At 51.7% G+C, this 24,830-nt stretch carries 20 protein-coding genes; 8 read left to right on the top strand and 12 right to left on the bottom strand.

What is annotated here, in order from left to right:
* Positions 1 to 163: 163 nt before the first annotated feature.
* From FJM74_RS20965 to FJM74_RS20955, 3 genes are all read left to right on the top strand, one after another.
* The gene (locus FJM74_RS20965) at positions 164 to 1,024 is read left to right on the top strand and encodes a universal stress protein (RefSeq protein ID WP_187264606.1); all 861 of its coding nucleotides are present in this window, start codon (positions 164 to 166) and stop codon (positions 1,022 to 1,024) included.
* Between the two features lie 341 nt (positions 1,025 to 1,365).
* Positions 1,366 to 2,262, top strand: a complete 897-nt coding sequence (locus FJM74_RS20960) for a diacylglycerol/lipid kinase family protein (RefSeq protein WP_187264605.1) — start codon at positions 1,366 to 1,368, stop codon at positions 2,260 to 2,262.
* Positions 2,259 to 2,606 (top strand): translation initiation factor, encoded by a 348-nt coding sequence (locus tag FJM74_RS20955; protein ID WP_187264604.1) that lies wholly within the window; start codon positions 2,259 to 2,261, stop codon positions 2,604 to 2,606. The genes FJM74_RS20960 and FJM74_RS20955 overlap by 4 nt, the downstream gene beginning before the upstream one ends.
* A gap of 413 nt (positions 2,607 to 3,019) precedes the next feature.
* Here the strand turns inward: FJM74_RS20955 and FJM74_RS20950 are convergent, their stop codons facing one another.
* Both FJM74_RS20950 and kdsB read right to left on the bottom strand, forming a co-directional pair.
* Positions 3,020 to 3,439 (bottom strand): hypothetical protein, encoded by a 420-nt coding sequence (locus tag FJM74_RS20950; RefSeq protein WP_187264603.1) that lies wholly within the window; start codon positions 3,437 to 3,439, stop codon positions 3,020 to 3,022.
* 14 nt (positions 3,440 to 3,453) lie between these two features.
* A complete protein-coding gene (gene kdsB / locus FJM74_RS20945) occupies positions 3,454 to 4,197 on the bottom strand; it encodes a 3-deoxy-manno-octulosonate cytidylyltransferase (protein ID WP_187264602.1) in 744 nt (247 codons plus the stop codon).
* Between the two features lie 491 nt (positions 4,198 to 4,688).
* On the opposite strand from kdsB, the gene FJM74_RS20940 reads away from it, so the two are divergent.
* Together FJM74_RS20940 and FJM74_RS20935 are read left to right on the top strand one after the other, a co-directional pair.
* A complete protein-coding gene (locus FJM74_RS20940; protein ID WP_187264601.1) occupies positions 4,689 to 6,995 on the top strand; it encodes a pectate lyase family protein in 2,307 nt (768 codons plus the stop codon).
* Positions 6,996 to 7,499: 504 nt separating this feature from the next.
* On the top strand, positions 7,500 to 7,985 hold the full coding sequence (locus FJM74_RS20935) for a hypothetical protein (protein ID WP_187264600.1): 486 nt from the start codon (positions 7,500 to 7,502) through the stop codon (positions 7,983 to 7,985).
* 246 nt (positions 7,986 to 8,231) lie between these two features.
* Here the strand turns inward: FJM74_RS20935 and FJM74_RS20930 are convergent, their stop codons facing one another.
* The 3 genes from FJM74_RS20930 to FJM74_RS20920 form a co-directional block, all read right to left on the bottom strand.
* Positions 8,232 to 8,603 (bottom strand): hypothetical protein, encoded by a 372-nt coding sequence (locus tag FJM74_RS20930; RefSeq protein WP_187264599.1) that lies wholly within the window; start codon positions 8,601 to 8,603, stop codon positions 8,232 to 8,234.
* Positions 8,604 to 8,633: 30 nt separating this feature from the next.
* On the bottom strand, positions 8,634 to 9,488 hold the full coding sequence (locus FJM74_RS20925) for an alpha/beta fold hydrolase (protein WP_187264598.1): 855 nt from the start codon (positions 9,486 to 9,488) through the stop codon (positions 8,634 to 8,636).
* 309 nt (positions 9,489 to 9,797) lie between these two features.
* A complete protein-coding gene (locus FJM74_RS20920; protein WP_187264597.1) occupies positions 9,798 to 10,451 on the bottom strand; it encodes a hypothetical protein in 654 nt (217 codons plus the stop codon).
* Positions 10,452 to 10,883: 432 nt separating this feature from the next.
* Here FJM74_RS20920 and FJM74_RS20915 point away from each other — a divergent pair, with 432 nt between their 5' ends.
* Positions 10,884 to 11,306, top strand: coding sequence for a DoxX family protein (locus FJM74_RS20915; protein WP_187264596.1), 423 nt, complete (start codon positions 10,884 to 10,886; stop codon positions 11,304 to 11,306).
* A gap of 17 nt (positions 11,307 to 11,323) precedes the next feature.
* Entirely contained in the window at positions 11,324 to 12,592 is a 1,269-nt protein-coding gene (locus tag FJM74_RS20910; protein ID WP_187264595.1) for an APC family permease, read from the top strand.
* A 71-nt stretch (positions 12,593 to 12,663) separates the two neighbouring features.
* On the opposite strand, the gene FJM74_RS20905 is transcribed toward FJM74_RS20910, so the two are convergent.
* Entirely contained in the window at positions 12,664 to 16,593 is a 3,930-nt protein-coding gene (locus FJM74_RS20905) for a chemotaxis protein CheB (protein ID WP_187264594.1), read from the bottom strand.
* 258 nt (positions 16,594 to 16,851) lie between these two features.
* Here FJM74_RS20905 and FJM74_RS20900 point away from each other — a divergent pair, with 258 nt between their 5' ends.
* On the top strand, positions 16,852 to 17,775 hold the full coding sequence (locus FJM74_RS20900; protein WP_187264593.1) for a chemotaxis protein CheB: 924 nt from the start codon (positions 16,852 to 16,854) through the stop codon (positions 17,773 to 17,775).
* Between the two features lie 541 nt (positions 17,776 to 18,316).
* Here the strand turns inward: FJM74_RS20900 and FJM74_RS20895 are convergent.
* The 6 genes from FJM74_RS20895 to FJM74_RS20870 form a co-directional block, all read right to left on the bottom strand.
* On the bottom strand, positions 18,317 to 19,648 hold the full coding sequence (locus FJM74_RS20895) for a DUF58 domain-containing protein (RefSeq protein WP_187264592.1): 1,332 nt from the start codon (positions 19,646 to 19,648) through the stop codon (positions 18,317 to 18,319).
* A gap of 448 nt (positions 19,649 to 20,096) precedes the next feature.
* On the bottom strand, positions 20,097 to 21,089 hold the full coding sequence (locus FJM74_RS20890) for an AAA family ATPase (protein ID WP_187264591.1): 993 nt from the start codon (positions 21,087 to 21,089) through the stop codon (positions 20,097 to 20,099).
* Complete coding sequence (locus tag FJM74_RS20885; protein WP_187264590.1) at positions 21,071 to 22,279, bottom strand: DUF4350 domain-containing protein; 1,209 nt, start codon at positions 22,277 to 22,279, stop codon at positions 21,071 to 21,073. Before FJM74_RS20885 ends, FJM74_RS20890 begins: the two co-directional genes overlap by 19 nt.
* Entirely contained in the window at positions 22,276 to 23,004 is a 729-nt protein-coding gene (locus FJM74_RS20880; protein WP_187264589.1) for a DUF4129 domain-containing protein, read from the bottom strand. The genes FJM74_RS20885 and FJM74_RS20880 overlap by 4 nt, the downstream gene beginning before the upstream one ends.
* Positions 22,988 to 23,878 (bottom strand): hypothetical protein, encoded by an 891-nt coding sequence (locus FJM74_RS20875; protein WP_187264588.1) that lies wholly within the window; start codon positions 23,876 to 23,878, stop codon positions 22,988 to 22,990. The genes FJM74_RS20880 and FJM74_RS20875 overlap by 17 nt, the downstream gene beginning before the upstream one ends.
* On the bottom strand, positions 23,853 to 24,815 hold the full coding sequence (locus tag FJM74_RS20870) for a stage II sporulation protein M (RefSeq protein ID WP_187264587.1): 963 nt from the start codon (positions 24,813 to 24,815) through the stop codon (positions 23,853 to 23,855). The genes FJM74_RS20875 and FJM74_RS20870 overlap by 26 nt, the downstream gene beginning before the upstream one ends.
* Positions 24,816 to 24,830 lie beyond the last annotated feature (15 nt).

Here is a 24,830-nt window from a genome sequence, read left to right as displayed (position 1 = left end):
CTGCCATTTTATACGTATAGCCTTAAAGCTCACCGAAAGGTGGGCTTTAATACTTTACAGGCTGTCAAAGCTCGAAAGGCAGCTTTAAGCCATATATTGAGCCATTTCTGAAGCCTGTGCGGGCTTCTGCTTTTTGCCACTATTACTAAACCAACTAATTAACATGAGAAGGATTCTTGTACCCACTGATTTTTCTGCTCAGGCGCAAAATGCCTTTGAGGTAGCCATCTCCATTGCCCAGCAAACAGGTGCCGCCATCAAACTATTACATGTGCTTGAGATGCCATACGGCACGTCATCGTTCAGTGCCACCGGCGACACCATGAGCACCAGAAATGATATGGACTACATATTTACCCTGAAGTTGCTGGAAAGAACCAAAGCGCAGATGCGTGCCCTGGTTCAGTCGGTGCAGGGCAGTGGCGTAGAGATAGTGGAAGAAGTAGATACAGACCATGTGATCAACAGGATTAAACGGGTGATCCTGAAAGACAAAATAGACCTGGTGGTAATGGGCTCTAAAGGAGCGAGCGGCATGAGCGAGTTTCTGGTTGGCTCCAATACCGAGAAGGTAGTGCGCGCAGCCTCATGCCCTGTTCTGACGGTAAAGCGGCAGCATGAAAAATTTGAAGTAAGGGACGTGGTGCTGGCTTCTGACTTTAAAAGAGAAATCGGTATGGCCATAGAGCGGTTTAAGGAGTTTCAGAGGATCTTCCGCGCCAAACTGCACCTGGTCTACATCAACACCCCCGGCAATTTTGAGTCGAATGAGAACCTGAAGACGCAGATGCAATCAGTGGCTGACCGCTTCGGCCTGCAGAATTATACCCTCAGCGTTTTTAACGACTCCAACGAAGAAGACGGCATCCTGCGTTTTGCCAATGAGATAAACGCCGACCTGATCATGATGGCTACCCATGGCAGAACTGGCTTTGCGCACCTGCTGCGTGGTAGCATAGCCGAAGATCTCGTGAACCATACCAGCCTGCCTGTGCTAACTTTCCAGCTGGAAAACAAGAAATAAGCTTCGCTTCTATAAAAGTCGGGATGTGGTTGCTTTTGAACTGATTCCTGAACTCTGTTCTTCTGCTTAAGAAAGAAACGTATAAGAAGTCCGGTTTGTGCAAACAGGCCGGGCTTTTTTGATATGCCCCGGAAACACTTATTTTTGTGCCTGTAAAGCAGCAGGTAAAGAAGGTTTTCAATACCTGAAATAGAATGAAAGCTTCCTTAGAGATACTTGAACAGGATTGGCTTCTGGCAACGTGCTGCTTTCAGGTTGTTGAAATAAAAGAAGCCTGAAGTCTTGTAGCCGGGTATTTGCCTTGTAAAATGCCTGTGTCGTCCAAATAAAGTAACACCAGTATGCCCCAGAAACAGCCTCATATCCGGTTTATTGTTAATCCTACCTCGGGGCCGCGCAGCAACGAGAATGTAGTGAACCGGATACAGGAGTTCCTGAACCACGAAAAGTACAGCCACGACATTGTGTTTACGGAGTATGCCGGACATGCCCCTGACCTGGCGCGGCAGGCGGTGCAGGAGGGCTGTGCCATCGTGGTGGCAGTAGGGGGCGATGGCACCATGAATGAGGTGGCCCAGGGACTGCTATACTCCAATACTGCCCTTGCCCTGCTTCCGAAGGGCTCCGGTAATGGCCTGGCCCGGCACCTGCTGGTGCCCATGGGGCTGAAAGGGGCGCTGGAGGTGATTAACGGAGGCCACATAACCAGCATCGACAGCGGCAGTATTAACGGGCACCCGTTTTTTACGGTTGGCGGCATCGGCTTCGACGCATACATCAGCTCCGTATTTGCCGGCAACAAGAAGCGCGGCCTCCAAACATATGTGGAGCTGGTGCTGAAAGAAGTGTTGCACTACAACCATCTGCCGGTGAGCATCTGTATAAACGGAAAAAACATCGACACCGACTGCTACGTGCTGGCTATCGCCAATGCGGCTCAGTACGGCAACAATGCTTATATTGCCCCCTTTGCCGATATCCAAGACGGGTTGTTTGATGTGTGCCTGGTGCGGAGGCTGGACGTAATTAAGGCCTTGAACCTGAGCTATAGCATGCTCACTAAACAGAAGGCGAGCCCCGACACGGCCGAGTATTTTAAAACCGACAGGCTGGAGGTAAGCACAGCGCACAAAATCATGTTCCATGCCGACGGGGAATATTTGGGAGAAGCATCGGACTTTACTATTGAAATGCTTCCGCAATCGTTAAAAGTAGTAACACCAGCAAAAACATCATGAGCGATAAGAACAAAAAAGGAAGACAAGGCGTGGTTTACTCCACCAGTTCCGACTTCAACTACGAGTATGAGCAGGAGCACGTGGGCGAGACCCTGCCTCCGCAACAACAGAACCTGAAAGTGCAGCTCGACAAAAAATCCAGAGGCGGCAAACAGGTAACCCTGGTAACCGGTTTTGTGGGCAAAGACGAAGACCTGAAAGAGCTGGGGAAACTGCTTAAAAACAAATGCGGTGTAGGAGGGAGCGCCAAGGAAGGCGAGATCCTGATCCAGGGCGATTTCCGGGACAAGGTCCTGCAGGTGCTGCAGGCGGCCGGCTATAAAGTTAAAAGAGTGGGCGGCTGAGCCAGGGAGCAGCCTGTTTAAGGCGGAGGGACTGCAAGTGAAACCTTTTCAAGGGGCAATTATTCTAATGGAAAAAGCCCTCCAGACCTTTTTTTGCTGCTTGCTAACATATCTGTCTCTGATCGTAATACTCTGGTCAAGCTTATTAAGCGTCTTTACAGCCCCGGTTCTGTCCGCTGAAAGAACCATCGCTTCAGATAAGAAGCCATTCCTGTTTTAACAGTGCACGGTGATGTAGGACGACATAACGCAAAGGCTTTCTCAGATATCTCTATCCGAAAGTTTGCTGGTGGTGATCTCCAGTCTCCCTTGAGCCAACAGCAATGATTTACAACTAGTTACTGGTACCAGCAGGAATAACAGCTGCAGTACACGAAAATAGCATAACATTTCTGATTGCGGGATCGCTTGTGCTACAGCTTCTTCAGCAGCCGGGCCGGGCCTTCTACTATATAAAAGCTGGGCGACTTGCTCACGAACAGCTTGCCGGCCATGGCGGCTGCCTTGGGTGGGGTGGGTTTGTAGACTTCTATTGTCGATTTTTTGGGCTGGCTTACTTTTTCGTAGCCTATGGCAGCCAGGCGTTTCTGGAGCTCGGCATAAGATGTTTTGGTGGTGGCCAGCATCAGTCTGGTTCTCCTGTACCAGCCGAGCATCAGCAGCGTGAAGAGCAGGCTAAAGATGGCGGCGTTAAATAGTATCTCCTTCACGGCAGTTGCCGCATCTGTTTCAAACCGGTTGGTAACCGCGTACCACAGCCCCGTTAGCAGGCTGTAGATGCTGAAAAAGTAGAGGTTTAGCTTCACGAACCGAAGAAGAGAGTAGTTTTTCATGCGTATGGTGGCTGCTAGTCTTCGGCGAGTGCGGCCTGCACTTTCAGCAGATCCTCCGGCGTGTCTATCCCGAAGGTTTCCAGGGTGGTAACGGCCGTTGTAATCCGGAAGCCGTGCTCCAGCCACCGCAGCTGCTCCAGCGACTCGGCCAGTTCGAGGGCAGATGGCGGCAGCTGTGTTATCTGCTCCAGTATGTCGGTGCGGTAGCCGTAGATGCCGATATGCTTGTAGTAAGTGTGCTGCTCGTGCCAGTCCTCGATAGGCACATTGCGGCAATACGGAATGGGCTGTCGGCTAAAGTAAAGGGCTTCTTTAGAGGTGTTTACCACCACCTTCGGCGAGTTTACATTGAACAGCTCCTCATGGCTCTTGATTTCCTTGATCAGGGTGGCCAGTTGCGTGGCGGGCTTGCGGAAACAGGCGGCCACCAGGTCTATCTGCTCTGGTTTAATAAACGGCTCGTCGCCCTGTATGTTGATCACGTAGCTAAAGGGGGTGTCCTGCAGCTGGTAAGCCTCGAAGCAGCGGTCGGTGCCGCTCTGGTGGTGCGCGCCCGTCATCACGGCATTTCCGCCAAAAGCCAGCACATGCTCCAGAATACGGGTATCGTCTGTGGCCACCAGCACCCTGGCCAGGCTCGACTTGCTGGCCTGCTCATAGACCCGCTGGATCATGGATTTGCCTTTGATCTCGGTAAGAGGTTTGCCCGGGAAGCGGGTGGAGGCAAAGCGTGCCGGAATAATGCCAAGTATGTCCATTGGTACAGTTTTATGTTCTGGGCCGGGTGAGTCGCGGTCCGGGGTAAAAATACACAAGCCGATGGAGTATTTCAGCTGATCTGCTGATTTTTTAACAACAAGACGGTGCGGTTGAACATCATAAGCCTTAAGTTCTCAAACATAAGAGGGTTGAAGCATGAATTATTCTAATCAAAATGCCCCTCCAGAGGCTTTATTGCTGTTGCTGCAAGTATGGGAGGTTATACTGCCTGAGCCCTGGCGCTGAACCGGCCCTCACCCGATGCTGATTTCTGACAACGCTTCCTCACCCCAAAAAGCCGCTCTAAACCTGCTGACTGGCTGTTTTTGATCTGCAGATCTTCTCAGACCTAAGTTTTTACAAAAAATGACAAAAATCATTAACTAACAAACAATTGTTTTCCTATATTTACGAGCGCAATCGATTGCACACCTCCTTTCAAGGGGAAGCTGAGTCAATTATTTTCTTACATATTAATCCCCTTTTACACATGAAGCATTTTTTTACTCTTTTCCTGTTGCTGTCTCCTTTATTTGTATGGGCACAGTCTGTTACCATTACTGAGACAGCTGGCTGGCTGGAATCGGCGTATGTAAAGTGGCAACCCGCCGGGAATGCAGACAAGTACAACGTCTACTACAGTGGCGAAGGCGTTACCGACCGGAAAATAGACGACCAGCTGATCAGAAGTTACGGCTCTTATTTCCGTGCCGACGTGTTAGGCCTGAAGGCCGGAACGTATACCCTCAAAATTGTGCCTGTGATAGCAGGTACAGAAGCGGCCGCCACCCAGACAGCGCCCATTTCGGTGCAGGCCCATGACCGTACCGGCTTTGCTTTCAGCAATAACCGCGTTCCGGGTGCCTATAAAGCCGATGGTACTGTAAAAGCCGACGCCGTTATTCTCTACATCACCGAAAACACCAAAAACACTGTTACGCTTGATGTGGCCGGAGCCAATGCAAACCCTTGCGTGGGCCTGCAAACTATTCTGGATGGTTTTAAGAAAGGAAAAGATGCCCGTCCGCTGATCATCCGTTTAGTGGGGCAAATCACCGACCTGGAGTATATGGACAAAGGCGACATTGTGATCGAGAATAAAAATAATGCCGCGAGCTATATTACCCTGGAAGGCGTGGGCGACGATGCCGTGGCAGATGGCTGGGGTATCCGGATAAAAAATGCTTCTAATGTGGAGGTCCGTAACATAGGCACGATGAACTGCAACAGCAACGAAGGCGACAACATTGGCCTGCAGCAGGACAACGACTACATCTGGGTGCACCATGTCGATTTCTTTTATGGCGATGCCGGAAGTGATGCCGACCAGGCCAAAGGCGACGGGGCCCTGGATGCCAAGCGCTCCACGTACGTGACCTTCTCCTACAACCACTTCTGGGATGCCGGCAAGTCGAACCTGGTGGGCCTGAGCGAAGGCACCACCGAAGGGCTGTTTATTACCTACCATCATAACTGGTACGACCATTCCGACTCCCGCCATCCGCGTGTCCGGTTTTACTCGGCGCACGTGTACAACAACTACTATGATGGCATAGCGAAGTATGGCGTAGGCTCCACGCTGGGCTCTTCGGTGTTTGTGGAAGGCAACTATTTCCGCAACTGCAAATACCCGATGCTGACCTCCATGCAGGGGTCCGATGTGTTTAATGAGGCCAAACAGGCAAACGATTATTCTAATTCGCCCACCTTCTCTAAAGAAGACGGCGGCACTATTAAAGCCTTCAACAACCACATGACAGGGCAACGCCGCTTTGTGCCCTACGCCGCGGCAGGGTTCCCCAACTCCACCCGCGATTTTGATGCGTACGTGGCCACCGACCGGAACGAGACCATTCCCAGCACCATTGTGTCGGCCTATGGCTCCAACACCTACAACAACTTCGACACAAACGCCTCCGTTATGTATGCCTACAACCCCGATAGCCCGGAAGAAGCCAGGAATAAGGTAATGCAGTTTGCAGGTCGTGTAAAGGGCGGCGATTTTAAATGGACATTTAACAACGAGGTTGATGATACATCTTACGACGTAAACGCGGCCTTAAAAGCGGCCTTGATGAACTACAAAACCAAGCTGGTGGCTGTTCAGGGCGACGGAGAAGCGGCTTCTGGTGGTGGAGACGGCGATGGAGACGGAGACGGCAACGGAGATGGAGATGGTGATGGTGATGGTGCCGGAGTCTCTGAGGCTATGGTGCACAATTTCACCTTGTCAGGCAAAAGCAGCTCGTTCTACAACATTGCCGGCAACCTGTCAGATTCTAAAGGAACCGTAACTTTTAATGGCCTGACCTTAACGCAGTGTCTGAAAGTAGAGTCATCGACGAATATCTCCTTCACTACTACCGGCGAGGCTACGTTAACCCTGGTGTTTAACAACGATTTTAACGGTACCATCAAAATAAACGGCACCGACCATGCCGCCACGGCAGGAAAACTAATCCTGACGATTCCGGCCGGTTCTTACCAGATCACCAAAGGAGCCACGTCGAACCTCTTTTTTATGAGCACTTCCTATACCGAGCAGGGGGAACCCTTGAGCCTGTCAGAGCCTGAAAAACTGGTTATCATGGCTTATCCAAACCCTGCCGGCAATCAGGTGGTGGTGACCTGGAAGAACGAGACAGCCTTCTTGCTTTACAGCGCCACCGGAAGGCTACTTAAAACCGGCATCACCAACCAGATGTTCGATCTGACAGATATTAGTTCAGGCTTATACTTTATCGTGATTCAGGGAGAAGAAGGTAAAAGATGGACAAGCCGCTTGATTAAAAAATAACACAGGCAAGTAACTTATACCAAAGGCGCGAATATTGCATTCGCGCCTTTTCTTTTTCCGGCGGTCTGCTCCATGATCCGGGGCTATAAACCTGCCTGCCATATCCTCTGCGGGTTAGGGCTCCGGGCTGATGCCAGGTAAAATCTAGCAGGGTTATCCGCTTGCGCTGGCAGTGGTGTTTTGCAGCTGCCGGCCTTGGTAATTGATAACTTGATGGCGTGTTGGTTTTCACCACGAAATCAAATTATTCTAATCAAATCAGCCCTCCCGCCACCTTTTCTGCTCCTGGTGCTCCTGATGTGTGCTGCGGCACAACAACATTTAGCACAGGCAATTAAGGAGGAAACTATTGGGTAATGGCTCTATTCTAAATAAAACCGGCTGTCGGCCAAACATTTGGAATGAACTGCGGTATAACAAGGTGTAAAATATGTAACTTAGTAGAATAGTGCCATCTATTTATGTTGCCTCATGGAATATAGCAGGGTTTACCACTGGCAATACATGCCAGGACTAGAGGAAGAGGAAGTTCTGGAGGCTGCCTTGTCATTGTCTCAGCAACCAAGACATAATGCGCTGTTAAATGAAATTGCGTCTTTCCTATACCTCCATACCGGCGCCAAATATGTCGTGATCGGGCGGCTGTCAGACTCTAAGACACATATGCATACGCTGGTCTTCATGATGGATGGCCAGTTGCTGGAGAATATGACCTACCCACTAAGCGGCACACCTTGCCAGGAAGCAGTTACCCAAAAATTCTGCTATTATCCTTTCGATGTCGCAAAACGTTTTCCGGAAGACCAGGAGTTACAAATCCTGGGCATCGAGAGTTACCTGGGCACCATACTCTTGTCAGAAGAACAGGAACAGATCGGCGTAACCGCATTGATGCACGAAAAGCAGATCAAGAACCCAGCGTTCGCCGAGCACCTGATCATGGTGCTGAGCACGGCCATTGAAGAGGAGATTGTTACGCTTAGGCTTTAGTCCGATCTAATCCTGCCATTGCTGATCAGAAACGATCCTGCCGTGCTATCCAATGGATGTTATGCAGCAGCAGCAGGGGGAAATGCCTCCGGAGGGCCTTTTTTATTGAAATAATCTGTTCCGGCAAAACTGGTTGGCGGTGCGGGTGTTTCTGCCTGAGGGAGCTGCAACTGGTGCCGGCATGGTAGATGGGAGGGAAGCGAATGTGCCTAATACCAGTGTCTGTATTGCCGCAACCATGGGGGCTTATTCCTCAAACCCCTCCCGCAAACCTTTTATATGGGCATAGCAAACCGGGCTGCTGTTTTCTTTCCTGGCTGCTTTTTCTTTAACCAGTTCTTCATAATTATCAGGCGTGCCGATAAGCCTGCACTTGGGGTAAAGTACTACGCCACGCCTGATGATCTTGCTGCTAGCTTCTATCTCGTGGGCCTGTACGCCTTCAGCCGCATATACATGAATGGTGAAGAAATGATAATTCGTTTTCTTGGCGTAGCCTTCTGCCGTAATCCTGCCGGTTATGGTTCTTTCTCCAATAAAGTCAGACACCTCACCCTCCTTGTAAGGGGTATACACCGACTCCGTCCAGACTACTTTACAGCCTACAGTTAAATTCATGCTTTTGATACTTAAAACGTGTGGCCCGGGTTAGGATGCCAGAAATGTACGAATTTTTTCATTTACCACCTCCGGCTGCTCATGCTGCAGCCAGTGGGTGGCTTCTTCCAGAAACACCAATTGCCCGGCAGTACACCTGGCAATGCTCGGTTCTGCCATTTCAGCGCCTAGCGCAAAATCTTTTTTCCCCCAGATCAGCAGGGTGGGCACCTCCACGGTCTTCCGCAGGTCTAATTGTGTGTGTTTAAAGGCTCTGTACCACTTGAACATGCTGCTCAGGGCACCAGGTTGCTGCCAGGCTTCTTTGTAGGCTGCTCTATCTGCCTCAGAAAAAGTGCCGGGCTTGGCGGATCCTATCATAGATCGGACCAGCAGGGAATAATCCAGGGCGCTGGCTGCTAATTCGGGTAGCACCGGCACCTGAAAGGCGGCAGTATACCAGCTCCGGAGCATCTGCCGTGGGTTCCGAGAGAGGTTTTTAAGCAAAACAGCCGGGTGCGGCATGTTCAGGATTACCAGTTTGCGCAGCAGGTGCGGAAATTGCATGGCCACCGTCCAGGCCACCACACCGCCCCAGTCGTGCCCCACCAGCACCACCTTATCCGATCCCAGCTTCCTGATGAGCTCCACCATGTCGCCGGCGAGTTTTTCAAGGGTATAATCTTTTATTGCCTCCGGTTTGCTGCTGCGGTTGTAGCCGCGCTGGTCGGGCGCCATGGCGTGATACCCCCGGGCAGCAAAGTAGTGGAGCTGTTTGTGCCAGCCGTACCAATACTCGGGGAAGCCATACAGAAACAAGATGGTTTCTCCGGCCTTGTCTCCTGAGCTTGCCACGTGTAAAGTAACATCAGACAAACGGTAACTGGTAAATTGTGGCGTGCTCATGGGCTATCGGTGCTGGCTATGGGACTCATTGCTTCCTGTATTTTTATCCTTGATGTATGCCTAAATAATGAATGCCTTGCCGGCTTTACATTTTGCCGTTGCCGTGTGCTTTCACCGGCAAATCTAGCTGCTTTGAAGCCAAAACCGAGATGGTAACTGTTATAGAGCACATATGCCTTGGTGGCACAGCCCTTTGCAGGAGCAAGCGCATTAAGCGGCTGCTGTAAAAAGCGAAGAATCATAAACCCAGACAGCCGCTGGCATAATGCAGCGGCTGTCTGGGTTTGTCTGCAAGCTTCCGGAAGGCAACTAGTAATCCCTTCCGCGTCTTTCTGCATCGAGCCAGCTGTCGTCGTGGCGGTTGCTACGGCCACTGCCGTATCGGTTGCCTTCGTTTGTTCCGTAGCGGCCCGAGTAGCTGGTGCCTCCATCGTAGGTTTCGTCGTTGTAGCGGGAGTGCCGGTCACTATCTCTCGTATAAAAGTCCTGCCTGCCCCCATCTCCACGGCTTTGGTTTCTGTTTGATGCATCGTAGCGGTCTCCGCTGGCATACCTGCGTGGTGTGCTGCCATAGTCACGGCTTCTGTCACGGTCTTGGCGGTACCAGTCGGTTTCCCTGTTTAACCGGCCCTGCTCTGGGTACCTGTCTCGGCCATGGTTACCGGAGTAGTTCCTGCTTCTGTCCGGGTCTGTATGGCTGCCGCCGTATTGGCCCTGGTAGCCACGGTTTTCTCTCTTGTAGTCCCCATAATCATTGTCCATGCTGCCTTCGTGGTAGGAGCGGTTCCTGTGCAGGCGGTTATCGTCGGTATAGCCTCTTTCACGCTGATAATCCCGCTCAAATGTGTCGGTCAGGTTTCGTGCGCTGTGATAATGGTCGTCAGTCCTGTCATAGCCTTCGTACCGATCATAATCAGGTCCGTAGTCGTGGCGGTCGTAGTGTTCTCTGTCTCGTCTGTCCATCGTTTATCAGGTTATGGTTTCAAATTCATTTCCTTTATAAACGATTGTTAGATGTCTCGGTTTAAGTAATTGCCACCAGGCGTAGCCGGCAGCCAACAAAGGATTGCGAACTGTGTTGTTCTGAACCAATGAAAGCCTGCATTTGCACTAGAAAAAGGAGGGCCTGACAATGGCAGCACATGGCAAAATTTACCCATCCCTTCTGTTCTGAAATCTTTTGCTAAGCCCCTGCCAAGGGTTATTTCCGGAGCAGTAAGCCAGGTAAAGTGTCTGCGGCCGGAGGGATTACCGGCAGAAAGCACGCCTCTGAATCTAAGTTGAATAATCCTGTAATTGTATTGCGACTTACCTATTCTTCTATACTTTTACAGCCAGGTGGCGACTACTTTAGCCTAAGACCTCCCAAAAGATCATCACTTATAAGACCAGCCGATGCTCCTGAAAACACTACGAACCGATAATGCCAGCACTACCATCCTGATCCGGCTCATGGTTGGGGCGGTTTTCTTGTCGGAAGGAATTCAGAAATTTCTTTTTCCTGCTGCCAGGGGGGCTGGGCGTTTTGAGGAAATAGGGCTTCCAAACCCCGATTTTCTGGGAAGCTTTGTAGGCAGCTTCGAAATTGCCTGCGGCACCCTGATCCTGCTGGGGCTGCTGACCAGGCTGGCAAGTGTGCCCCTGATAATAATTATGCTGGTGGCAGTGGCCACAACCAAAACAGAAGTGCTCCAGCACGATGGTTTCTGGGCCATGCTGCACGGCACCAGAACGGATTGGTCTATGCTGCTGGGCAGCATTTTTCTGCTAATAAAAGGCGGCGGCAGGTGGTCGGCCGACAGGATTTTAGCTAGCTGAAGGCTTAAGCTGTTTGTATGAAAAAACAAGAAGAAAAGGAACCTGCGCTGTTGCGCGCGCTTACCCTGAAAGACGCAGTAGGCGTGGGGCTGGGTGCCATTATTGGCGCAGGTATTTTTGTAGTGACAGGCGTGGCGGCAGGCGTGGCCGGCCCTGCCTTTATCATTGGGCTGCTGGTGGCCGGCTGCATTGCGGCGTTTAACGGACTTTGTTCTGCCCAGTTGGCTGCCGTGTATCCGCAATCCGGGGGAACTTATGAGTACGGGTACCGTCTGCTAAACCCGGCCCTTGGTTTTTCGGCCGGATGGATGTTCCTGATCAGCAAACTCTCTGCCGCAGGGGTAGTGGCGATGGGCTTCGGGAATTACTTTTATCAGGTAGTGCCGGTGGGGTCTCCGGGCCTTCTTTCAGTAAGTGCAGTTATGCTGTTAACTGCTGCCAATTACGTTGGCATCAAAAAAGCAGGCATGCTGAACCTGGCCATTGTGTTTTTTACCCTGGTCTCGCTGCTGTACCTGATCGTTAGCGGCCTGCCTGCCATAGACGCCGCTAATTTTAAGCCTTTCGCTCCGTTTGGAGTTGCCGGCATAGCGGAGTCTGCCGCACTGCTTTTTTTCGCTTTCACGGGGTATGCCCGCATCGCCACGTTGGCCGAAGAAGTGAAGGAACCTGCAAAAACGATTCCGAGAGCTGTGGTCATTACCATTGCCACGGCCATCCTGCTCTACACGGCGGTGGCTGTGGTGGCGGTAGGAGTGGTGGGCGCAGACCGGATGGCTGCCAGCAATTCGCCTTTGCAGGAGGTGGCGGAGGCGCTGGTTTCGCCTGCTCTCGGTACTGTTGTTACGCATGGCGCTTCCGCCGCCATGCTGGGTGTGTTGCTGAGCCAGATACTGGGTATTAGCAGAATGCTGCTGGCCATGGGGCGAAGGCATGACCTGCCGCCGGTTTTTCAGAAAATCCACAAGAACCACAGAGTTCCGCATGTCGGTATTTTGCTCACGGGCCTCATCATTTTGGCGCTGACGGTGCTAGGCTCTCTGGAGTTTATTTTGCGGGCGGCCACTTTTACGATTCTGCTTTACTACAGCATCACGAATATAGCTGCTCTAAAACAACCGGCAAGCGAGCAGATTTATAGCCGGCTTATTCCGGTGCTGGGTCTGGCTGGTTGTATGGCCATGGCGCTCGCCCTGCCTGCCGCTACCATTTTTGGCGGCCTGGTGCTGCTTGCTGCAGGCTTCCTGGCCAGGTTTGCTGTGCGCGCCGTCTATGGTAGTAAGTGAGCTGGTTCTATGCCTTGAGCAGCAGCCCAAAATGCCCCTCCAGAGTTATTTTGCTCTGCTGTTGCTGGTTTCTACATGTAGCAGGTAATCCTAAAGACTGCGCCTTTTCCCACTTCAGCATCAATTTCGAGTTCCCCGCCCAGTAGCTCAAGGCGGTGCTGTATGCTCCGCAGGCCTATGCCTTTCATGCTTTTCAGCTCTTCTTTGTTGAGACCAATGCCGTTGTCCTGCACGGTAAGCTTAATCTGTTTATGCTTGCGGATCAGTTCTACAGAAGCTTTGGTGGCCTGAGAGTGTTTTATGATGTTATTCAGCAACTCCTGGGTTATTCTGTACAGCGAGAGCTCAATAAAGCTGTCTATCCCGCGGTCTAAACCCTGTACTTTTAGACTGATTTTAAGTTTGGGGCTGTTGAGGCGGGAAATAATCTCCTTCAGGGCCGCCTGCAGACCGAAATCTTTCAGCACCGATGGGTTCAGCCCAAAGGAAATGTTGCGTGTTACCTGAATAGATTCTTTCAGCAGGCTGTCTATTTTGCCAACAATCTGCTGCTCCTGCCTGCTCTGTGGCTTCAGCTGGTCCAGGTTCAGCTTGGTGGCATACAGCGTCTGGCCAAGGCCGTTGTGCAGGGCCTCCGAAATGTTTTTGCGCTCCGCTTCCTGCGCCTGCAGCACGGCCTTCAGTATTTCGCGGTGCTGCGACAGGCGGAGTTGTATGTTGGCCTCTTCTGCGTCTTTGTAATCCTGAATGTCGGTGGCGGTGCCGATCCATAAAGCTATATGGCCATCTTCATCAATAGGTACATTCTTGATCAGGTGGCAGCGGAATAGCCCGTCGGCCTTGCACAGGATGCGGGCCTGCACATTGAGCACCTGGCCGGTGCGAAGAGCTTCCTTATACTTTGTCAGGAAGTATTGCAGATCATCGGGGTGCAGGCACCTGGTCCAGCCCCAGCCTTCGGAGTCTTCCCGGCTCAGGCCCGTGAAATTGTGCCAGGCTTCATTAAACGAAACATTTTTGCCGTCGGGCAGGTTGGTCCAGGTAATATGCGGTACGGCTTCGAGCAAGGTACGGAAGCGTTCTGCATGACTGCGGATCTCTTCCTGCTGCCTTTTCAGTTCCTGCTCATACAGCTTGCGCTCTGTTAAGTTGTGCAGCGTGAGCACCAGCCCGTCGTCCAATTTTACGGCGACGATATGCAGCCAGTGCTCGTCCTGGTTGTGGAGTTGCATTTGCTCCACTTCCAGCGGTGTTCCGGTTTCTACTACCTCTGCAAACTTCTCAAACATGCCCTGCTCCAGAATATACGGCCACACCTTACGCAGCGAACAGTGCAATAACGTGTTTTCTGACTGCCCCAGCATCTCCTGCGCCCTCTTGTTAACTACCGACAACCTGAAATCGATGATGGCGTGCGTGCGGTTCCGGACAGATTTTAAGGCTACAATGGCATTAGGGGAGCTATCCAGGATACCTGCCTGCATCAGGTGCAGGGTTTTGATCTCGTTTATCTGGATAAAGATAATAATGGCGCCATCTATTTTATGGTCTTGGGTAATGTAAGGCAAAATGCGCATCTGGTGCCACATGCCGTGTTTGTCCTGCACCTCTTTTTCTACGGTACTGTTGTTGCTGATCACGAGCCGGAGATCTTCTATCAGGTCTTCGTACAGCAGGTTATTGGAAATCTGGAAAATAGACCGGCCAATATCGCTTTCGATCAGGTTTATAAGGCGGGCAGCGGCGGGTGTGTATTTCCGGATGATCAGTTTCCGGTCCACAAAGATCTGGCCGATGTCGGTGCTCCTGAAGTAGTTGTTCAGGTCATCGTCGAGCTCCATGAGCGCCTTTATCTTGTACTGGTGCTCGGTAGTGATGGTGTGCAGCTCCTCATTGAGCGACTGCAGTTCCTCGTTGGTGCTCTGCAACTCCTCGTAAGAGGTTTCCAGTTCCTCCACTACCGCCTGCAGGTCGTCTTTGGTGTGCTGCAGCTCCGTTTCGAGCTCCTGTACCCGGTTTTCGTCGTGGTTGTCGGCAGCGATGGCCTCGTGGCTTATCATTAACTCTATGGGAGCCTTGGCTTCGGTTAAGAGAACCAGCAGCGCCTTCTGGTGCAGTTTGTTGTCGCTGGTATACGGCTTCACCACCACATTAAGGTAGCGCATGGAGTTGCCATTGCGCACCTGAATCCCGTTTGCCTCCACCATCTGGTTTTCGCGGGCCGCCTTGCGAAGCATAGACCCCAGGCTGGAGGCTAGACTGGGGGGCACAAGTTTTAGCAGGTTAAGCGTAAAGTTCTGCTCTGGCAAGTACAGGTAACTTTTAAACCTGCCCACCCCATGCAGTATTTCGTATTGCTCATCTACATAAAGCGCGGCGGCCCCATAGGCTTCCAGCATGGTTTGGTTCAGCAACTCATTGAAATTCTGTTGCATGAGTTGTTTGCTCGACAGGTCGCGCGTAAAGCCCGGAATGCTTCCGGGCTGGGTTCGTTTGCTCAGGTTGTTGCTGGCAAAGGCTTCCATGCCAAGTGAGCGGGCAGGCTCATCGTTCCTGAATATTTTCCATTTTTTATTTATATCACGAAAGCTCGTCAGCTCTCCCAAACTTTCGCTGGACCCCAGAAACAGGTAGCCACCTACGCGCAGGGCATAATGGAACTTGTCGATCACTTTTTTCTGGAGCAGCGGGTTGAGGTAAATGAGCATGTTGCGGCAACTCACCAGGTCTATTTTTCTGAAGGGCGGATCGTTGGCCACGTTGTGCGGGGCAAAAATAACCATGCGCCTGACCCGCTGGCACACCCAAAACCGGCCTTCCTCCTTCACAAAGTGCTCGCTCAGGCGCTCCTCCGATACCTCGCTCACACTCCGCTGCGGGTACAGGCCTTTGCCGGCAAACTCCAGGGCCTCACGGTCTATATCAGAGGCAAAAATCTTTACTTCCAGCTCTTTTTTAGCCTTGTCCAGGTACTCCCGTATCAGGATGGCCAGGGAATAGGCTTCTTCGCCGGTAGAGCAGCCTGCCACCCATACGCGCAGTTGCTCCGATCTGCTTTTTCCATCAATCAGCGCAGGAATAACCTGCTGTTCTATTATTTTATAGGCTTCCTCATCTCTGAAAAACCTGGTCACGCCAATCAGGAACTCTTTGCTCAGGACCTCAATTTCTTCGGGGTGCAGGTTCAGGTAGTCGAGGTAGTCTACCAGGGTGTTTACATTGCAGGTGGCCATGCGCCTGCTGATCCTCAAGATAATGGTTGGCCGTTTGTAGTTGCTGAAGTCGATGCCGGTGCGGTCGTGGATCATGTCCATGATCAGGAAGAAGGAGGAATCGTTGTCGGTGTTGACCAGTTCGGTTAGCTGGCTGGCAATGGGCGTTACCTTTACATAGTTAAAAATCTCGTGCGGCATTAACGCCGGCTCCAGCACAAAATCAACGTGTCCGGTATTGATAGCGTTGCGTGGCATGCCATCAAACTTGGCGGTTTCGGGGTCCTGCACAATCACCATGCCGCCCGCCTTTTTTATGGCCACCACACCCTCGGTGCCATCGGTGCCAGTGCCGGAGAGAATGATGCCTACGGCTCTTTGCTCTTTATCAGCGGCCAATGATTTAAAGAACACGTCAATCGTTTTGGAGCGGTCCTGAAACGACTTTTCTGCCAGGTGCAGCTGGTTGTTTTTGATGGTAAGCTCTTTGTTGTTGGGAATAACATAGACCTTGTTTGGCTCAACGAGCATATTTGGCTGAGCCTCCAGTATCTCCAGCTTTGAATGTGGCTTTAGAAGTTCCTTTAAAAAGCTGCGGTGCTCCGAGGAGAGGTGTTGCACAATAACGTACGCCACGCTATCGTGCGGCACATGGTTGAATAAGGAGCCAAGCGCCTGCAAACCACCCGCCGAAGCCCCGATTCCTATTATATAAAACTCACTGGAGGCCTTCTTGGCTGTGGTGAATGCCTGCTTCTGCTCAATATCTTTCTTTGCTGCTTTTGTCATGCCCGGAATATTTTTCAGATGGCCCTGATTCGAGTGGTTTCTGATTGTTCGCCAATTTACCAATTTATATCCGGTTGAAATAAATCGACAAGAAGTATCAGCATAGGTACCTGCATATACGTGGGAAGCTCCTGCAAAGGACGTATAAGTACGTATGTACTTTAACTTGTTTCGGGGTGGCAGTCTGGTTAACATTAACCATTGGCCGAAGGGGGGCTTAAGTAAAAGGATTAAGGTGATTTTAGAAAGGCTGTGGATATGCGCGAAAATAAACGGATTATAGTCATCGGGACATCAGCTGGCGGCATGCAGGCCTTGTGCCAGCTGGTAGAGAAATTGCCGGCCGATTTCCCAGCCTCCATATTTGTGGTGCAGCACCTGAGTGCAGACTCTTCTACCCAGTTCCTGGTAAACCGCCTGAGTCAGCATACCGCACTAACCTGTAAAATAGCCGAAGATCTGGACCCGATCCTGCCGGCCACCATTTACATGGCCCCGGCCGACAGGCACCTGCTCCTCAACGAAGAGCAGGTGCTGATAGTGCGTGGGCCACGCGAAAACCAGTTCAGGCCCTCTATAGATCCGCTCTTTCGGTCGGCAGCAGGCTATCATAGCGCCGGTGTGATAGGGGTTATCTTAACGGGCTTTATGAGTGATGGGGTAGATGGCATGGAGTCGATTGCCCGGAGCGGTGGGCAGACGGTGGTGCAGGACCCGGCAGATGCCGAGTACCCGCAGCTTCCCCTGGATGTGGTACGGCAGGTACGCACCGACCATGTAGTGCCGCTGCATGAGATGGCGGATATACTTTTCCGGCTTGTGCAGAAGCCAGTACCTGCTGGTGTGGCAGTGCCAACAGACATATGGCAGGAAGTGCAGATTGTGGAACGTATCATGAGAAACAGTACTATGACGAGTATTGAAGACTTAGAGAATTTGGGGGAGCGGTCGCCGTACAGTTGCCCGGACTGCGGAGGCGGCTTATGGGAAGTATCCAAGGCCGGGAACGTGTCCCGGTTCAGATGCCACTCCGGCCACGCCTATACCCAGGATATGCTCCTGCTGGGCATGTCGAACAGCCTGGAAGAAACGCTTTGGGTAGCCATGCGCACCCTGGAAGAGCGACGCAACATCCTGCTGAACATATCGAAGGCGGAAGGCAATCAGAACAACAAGCGATGAATCTCACTACAGTAAGAACGGGCCGAAGAAATGAAAGTACATATTGAGCGGCTCCGGGAGCTCCTCACCAGGTCTACCCTCTCTGACGAGGAGCACCTGGGGGAAGCTATGTGACAGCCTTCGTGCCTGGTGGCATGCCGGTGTTAAGCCCGAATCACCAAAAACTCCTAATAACGGAGTTCTCCCTTTTCTGTTATCCTGAAAAGATCTGACAGAATGGAGGCCAGCATTATTTGAGAGGTTAGCTTTTAGGAGAGAGATATGCCCTCTAAGAAAAAAATCAGTCTTTTGCTGCCGTGAGCTTTCAGCTCGTGGTTTTAAATGGCGCGAGTTGAAAACTCGCGGCGGGGGCACTTCTCATGAAAATTCCTGTTGCCCATCAAGCCATAAAACCAACAATCAGCAGATAAAACTCAGTAATTATTTGAATGAAAATGCCCCTCCTGAGGCTCTGCTGCTACGTACCTTTGATCATCACCTTAATTTCTTTCTTTCTTTCTTTCTTTCTTTCTTTCTTTCTGCGGAGAAGCTACATTCGCTGTCAGATCATGCCGCGTGCCTTTAGGTCGAGGTACTTGTTAATGGTGTTGATGGTGAGGTGTTCCGGTGGCGTGAGAATGCTCAGAATGCCGTGTTGCTGCAGTTCCTTCACGATCTGGCGCTTCTCATAATCAAATTTCTGGGCGATGGCTTTGGTATAAACCCCCTGCGTATTGGTGGCCTGCTTGTGCAGCAGGGCCTGCAGCTCTGTGTTCTCAAAAAAGACGACTACCAGCAGGTGGTGGCGTGCCAGGGCGCGCAGGTAAGGCAGCTGGCGTTTGCAGCCGTTCAGCGTCTCGAAGTTGGTGAACAGCAGCAACAGGCTGCGCTGCGTCAGCTTCTGGCGAATTGTAATGTAGAGTCGCTCATAGTCCGTTTCCTGGTACCTTGTTTTCTGGTTGTAGAGCAACTCCATAATGCGCCGTATCTGGTCGGGTTTGCGCTGGGCCGGCAGCACATGGCTGATGGTGTTGGAGAAGGTGATAATGCCCGCCTTGTCCTGCTTTTTGAGGGCAATATTAGCAATGACCAGCGAGGCATTGATGGCATAATCCAGCAGGCTCAGGCCGGCAAAAGGCATTTGCATCACGCGGCCTTTGTCGATCAGGCAGTATACCTGCTGCGACTTTTCGTCCTGGTAGCTGTTTACCATCAGCTCCGGCCGGCGTGCCGATGCTTTCCAGTTGATCGTGCGCTGGTCGTCACCGGCTACGTAGGGGCGGATCTGCTCAAACTCTGAACTGTGCCCGATGCGCCTTACCCGTTTCACACCTACTTCGTGCAGCCTGTTAGAAACTGCCAGCAGCTCATACTGCCTCATCTGGATAAAAGAAGGGTACACCGGCACCTCCTGGTCCTGTGCAAAGCGGTAGCGACGTTTTAGGAGCTGCAGCAGCCCCATGGCGTACACATTAATGGCACCAAAGTTATAACTGCCCCGCCTGGTTGGCCTGACGGTGTACTGGATTATATGCGTGCGCCCCTTCGGGATGTGAGCCCGGAACAGGTTGTTGCGGTGCTGGAACTGGAAGGGGAGCTCATCGATCACCTCGGCCTTTAAGGCAAAGTGGTACTTGTTCTCCAGGTACAGGTAAATGTCGTTGTCGCTGCCGTTCGATAATTTTTCCTGCATACTGCGGCTGGCAAACACTCCTTCCCTGGTCCGGTAAAGCAGGAGCAGGTCGAGCATAATTAATCCCAGCAGCACCCAAAAGGCCATTTTAGCCAGCACCAGCAGCAGCGGCAGAAAAAAGGAAAGCACAAACAGGCACACTGTCGCGGCCAGGCTCCAATACAGACGGTTGGTAAAGTAAAGGCTTCGGATAAACTGCATGGAGGACGGTACGGCGGTGCCGAATTAAAAATTAAAAATTAGAAATTAGAAATTAAACATTACCCATGGCGCGAGAGTTCTCGCTCGTGACTCCTATTCCGCGGCCTCTGGCCGCTTTGAACCTCCCAGGGAGGCACAATAATTTTCGAAGTAAGTAGGAGAACAAAACTAAATTCTGTCGCATGCAAAACGGACCAGCAGCATCAGCAGAAGAAGATAGCCCGGAAGGGCCTTTTTAATTAGAATAATTTAATTGCGGGTTGCTTCTTTTTGCTTGTTAAATAATTAAATGACTTAGGTGTTAATTGGTTGGTTTGGAGATTGGAAACATATTGTGCTCCTCCGCTTCTATTATTGGACATACCTCATTTGATTTGGCTTAGGAATAGCAGCGTACACTGCCATTTCTAATTTTAAATTTCTAATTTTTAATTTGAAGGGCGCCGCCTTACCGCGGCACTTCTATTTTCTGAACGATCTGTTTTACGACATCATCTGGCGTAATGCCTTCCATTTCGCGTTCCGGGGTCAGCAGGATGCGGTGGCGCAGTACGGTTGGCGCCAGCTCCTGAATATCTTCCGGGGTTACAAAGCCACGTCCGCGCAGGGCAGCCAGGGCCTTGGAGCTGTTCATCAGGGCAATGGAGGCACGCGGGGAGGCCCCCAGGTACAACGATTTGCTAACCCTTGTCTCCCCAACCAGCTGGGCAATGTATTCGATCAGTTTCCGGTCGAGGTGCACGGCCTGCACCGCCTGCCGCAGTTCCAGCAGCTGCTCAGAAGATAGCACAGGCTGCACACGTTCCAGGTCCTGCTTCAGGTCAGCGCCCCGGTGCTGCATTTCCAGTATGTTAATTTCTTCTGCCAGGCTGGGGTAATCTACGAGTACCTTAAACATAAACCGGTCGAGCTGCGCTTCGGGCAGTCGGTAGGTGCCTTCCTGCTCCACCGGGTTTTGCGTGGCCAGCACTACAAAGGGCGCTGCCAAAGTGTAAAGCGTTCCGTCGTGGGTAATATGCTGCTCTTCCATTACCTCAAACAGGGAAGCCTGGGTTTTTGCCGGAGCCCGGTTAATCTCGTCTATCAGCACAATGTTGGCGAAGATCGGCCCTTTCTTAAAATCGAAAGTGGCGGTGCCGGGGTGGAAAACAGAGGTTCCCAGCACATCAGAGGGCATCAGGTCGGGCGTAAACTGAATCCGGCTGAAGTCTGCCTGCACCGTGCGGGCCAGTAGTTTGGCGGTAAGGGTTTTGGCTACGCCGGGCACTCCCTCTATCAGCACGTGCCCATCGGCAAGCATAGCCACAAGCAGCAGCTCAATCAATTGGTCTTGCCCCACAATAATCTGGTGCAGCTCCTGTTTAATGGCGCGTATGGCCTGGTGCAGGGAACTGTAATCTGTTTTGTTTTCCTGTACGGATGTTAATACTTCTTCTTCCATGCGTTCGAGTCGGCTGTGGGCCTTGCTATTGTCTGTCTGTAAAAATCTTCGAGGTAATTATTGAGCTGCATCAGGGTCTGCTCGCATATGCAGTTGCTGCTCCGGATGCTCTCTATTTGCTTATACAGGTGGCTGACCAGTTCTGTGTCCGCTCCTGTTTTAACTATTATCCGCTCGCGCAGCTCCTCGTTCCAGTCGTTGGTGGCCAGGTGGTAGTGCGTGCGCAGATACTCCATAAAGTAGGCGATCTTTTTCAGCGCGATGTTTTTATGGTTGCCGTTGTTGAAATAAAGGCTGCCTACCACTTTTACAAAATCGAGGGTGGTGTTGCGTAGCGGCTCTATAACAGGTATGATGCGTTGCGTGCGCTTGCTCTTGAAAAGCACGAACAGCACCAAAGAAAAAAGCGCCAGGTAATAGGCCCATTTCAAGGGCTCATGGTGTAGCAGCACACTAAACACAGAGCGGTTTGCCTGCTGCCCTTGTTTCTGGTATTCATCCCAGAAAACAGGCTGCACCGGCAGGTAGGAAAGGGCCGTGGCAGCATAGGCAGGTTCAGCCAGGGTTAGCAGCTCATAATTTGTAAAAGCCAGTGGCACAGAACTGATAAAGAAGGAGCCTGCACCAAACGGCACCCGCATAAAATTGAGCTTCCCGGCTTTGTTCCGCCCAAGCACCTCATGGGGGATGCTGTCTGCTACCTGTAGGTAATAAGCATAATTGTTGGCCGGGTAAACAAAGCTTTTAGCTGTTGCCGTGCCCGTAAACCGCATGGCGGTGGTGTCGGGGCGCATGCTGGAGTGGCTGTCGGTGGTAAAATGCAGCGTGTCCTCGAGCTGGCCTGCAAACCACTCGGCTGCAATAAATACCTGGTTGCCTCTGTTCGCAAAATCCAGCAGCAGGTTTACATCCAGGCTATCGGCCATAAACTCTTCGTTTATGAAGATATAGTTGCCGGCCAGCGTACTGTCCTGCAACTGGTTGTAAATGGGCTGCCGGACCTGCTCCACTGGCTGCCCCTTAAACATGTCGGGCAGCAAGGTGAACAGGGCATAGGTGCCAAACGGTATTTTTTCCTTGCTGGAGTAGCTATGGGTCCAGTCCACAGGTTTCGGACGGAAATAGTCGAGCAGGAGCAGCGTTGCAAAGAGCAGCACAATGAGGGCGATATAGCGGCGATACCCTTTCATGCGTGTTGCTTTATCAGGTTGTCGAACTGCATAAACTCATTTCGGGCTGTGTCGAACAGCTCGGTTCCAAGGCCTGCGCCGCCATACCACACGTACTCAAACATGCTGGTAAGCTGCTCAAACTCCCGCCGGAGGGCAGGGTGCTGAATTTCGGCAATATAGCTCCGGTTTGTCTTGCCCGGCAGCCAGTGTATCAGGTGGGCGTCTGTGAGCTTTTTCAGGCTTTGCAGGTAGTGCAGGCGAATAGCTTTCCGGAGTTCCTGCTTTCTGATGGCTTCCTCTATCAGCACATCCAGGGCCAGTTCATGAATGTTTTCCTCTACCACGTGGTAAGGCAGCGGGGCCGGAGCAGCTTTGCGGCTGATAAGCTCAGACAGGCCTACCTTTTGCATCTTTACAAAAACGAACACCACAATTACGGTGAGAAGCACGTAAATCAGGAATTCCCAGAAGCCGCTTGCCCTGCCTTTGTAAAATGTTTCTTCCAGCCACCGCCCGATTTTGTGCCGCAGCTGTTTCCAGAAGGAGTCATCCTGCTGCACTACCTCGTGGTACAGGAAATCCTTGTCGGCACGCATCGCCTCCAGCTTGTCGGGGTCGGGGAGGCGCACCACCAGCGGCACCTGCCCTGCGGCCAGGCTATCCTGGGCATAGAGGCTGGTGCCGGTGCTGCAGAGCAGGCAAAAGGCAATCCCTGCAAGCAGTTGGCTAATAATGGCCTTCATTGGCAGAGCTGGTTATTTGCAGGCGGCCAATCCGGTCGGCCTGCTCCATATACCCGATGCCATCCTTTTTCTCTACCAGGTTATAATACTGGAAACCAATGGCAACCGCAGAAACAGCATACACAAAAACAGTAAGCACGCTGGCAAAGGCATTCAGGAATACCAGCAGCACATCGCTGTCTGCGCCCGGCACCTCGAACATGCGCAGGGTGGGTATCAGCATGGCCGGCAAGGCAGGCAACCACCCGATCACGCTCTGAATCAACCCTGCCATGAGCAGGAACCCGAAGGTTGCCCACCAGTTTCCTTTCATCAGGTAAAAGCAACGCTCCACGGTTGGTATAAAATCCAGCTCCTCGCGCACCATTATAATTACAAAAAGCGAAAACACGATGCTCAGGTAAATGCCAAAGCCCAGCAGGACCAGCCCCAGGAGAGTCAGGAAGGCAAGAGCCACGCCACTATAGATCACTTTTACCAGATTAACCTTAATGTGTTGCCACACAGCGGCTGGTTCCACCCGGCCCTCTTCATCCTGGTATACTACCATATAACTGTGCACGGTAAGCATGAGCATGAGCACACTCACCAGCGTAAAGAACAGGTAGGCGTAATAGTTAAGGGAGTTTACCTGCTCAAAAAAACTCAGTTCGGCATAAGACTCCTGCCCGTAGCCGCCGCCAATCTTCTTCAGCAGCCGGGCCTGGTACAGCCCCGACAGGATGCCCGACACCAGTGCAACAGGTGTTACGTAGAGCAGCACTGTCCGGAACAGTGCTTTGAAATTGGACCTGATGAAATGGAAAGTGGCATTCAGCTTTTGGCCGAAATCCCGCTCCTCCCTGAAATTAATCTTCTGACTTGTTGGTAACATGCCGGTTGTGCAGTGAACGTGGGTAAATTATGAAATAGTAGAGTATAAAAGCGGCAGAGGATAGAATGATAAGCAGGCTCAAGGCCAGGGGCATATCGGTGTACCGTGTTACAAAGCCCTCCAGGAAACCGGCTGTGATGAAAACAGGCACCAGGCCGATCACGATTTTAATGCCGCGCCGTGCCCCCTGCTTAAAGGAATGCGGGCGGGAATAGGTCCTGGGGAAGAGCAGGCTGTTGCCCAGGACAAAGCCGGCGCAGCCCGCCACCAAAATGGCGGCAATCTCCAGGGTGCCGTGTATCCAGATGGTGAGGACAGAGGTGAGCAGCAGGCCCTGCTTGTAAAAAAAGTACTGGAAGGCTCCCAGCATGATGCCGTTCTGGAAAAGGATCCAGAAAGTGCCCACCGAGAAAAACACGCCCATGACAAAGGCCAGGAAAGAAACCCGGATGTTGTTAAACGTGATGTACAGGAACATATCGGCCTCGTTCTGCCCTTTGTAAACAGCCATAGGGTCGCCTTTGCGGATGTTCTCGAGGGTCATGTTCACATAGGAGTCGCCCAGGATCAGGCGCACAAAGGAGTCGTCGAGGGCGGCGGAGAGGGCTCCGATGCCGACAGCCACCATAAAAATGACAAAAGCATAAAACAACTGCCGCTGGTGTTGCCGGAGCAGCAACGGCAATTCGTATTTCCAGAAGGTGACAAGCCGGTTTTGCTTTACTTTCTTGTTTTTGTAGATGGTTTGGTGAAACTGCCCCGCCAGCGTATTCAGGTAGGCGGTGTTGTCAGACTCCGGGTAAAAGGTGCGGGCATAAGCCAGGTCATCGGTCAGTTCTATAAACCTGTCTGCCAGTTCATCCGGGCCGGCAGCTTTCTGAGTTTCGAAAGACTTCCACTTGGGTTTGTTCCTCTTTATAAAAGCAGCTTCGCGCAAAACAATATGATTTTA

Origin of the sequence: Pontibacter beigongshangensis (assembly GCF_014332515.1) — a bacterium.
Lineage (GTDB): Bacteria > Bacteroidota > Bacteroidia > Cytophagales > Hymenobacteraceae > Pontibacter > Pontibacter beigongshangensis.
The sequence above is the reverse complement of the archived record's forward strand: the minus strand, read 5'-3'. Positions and strand labels throughout refer to the sequence as shown.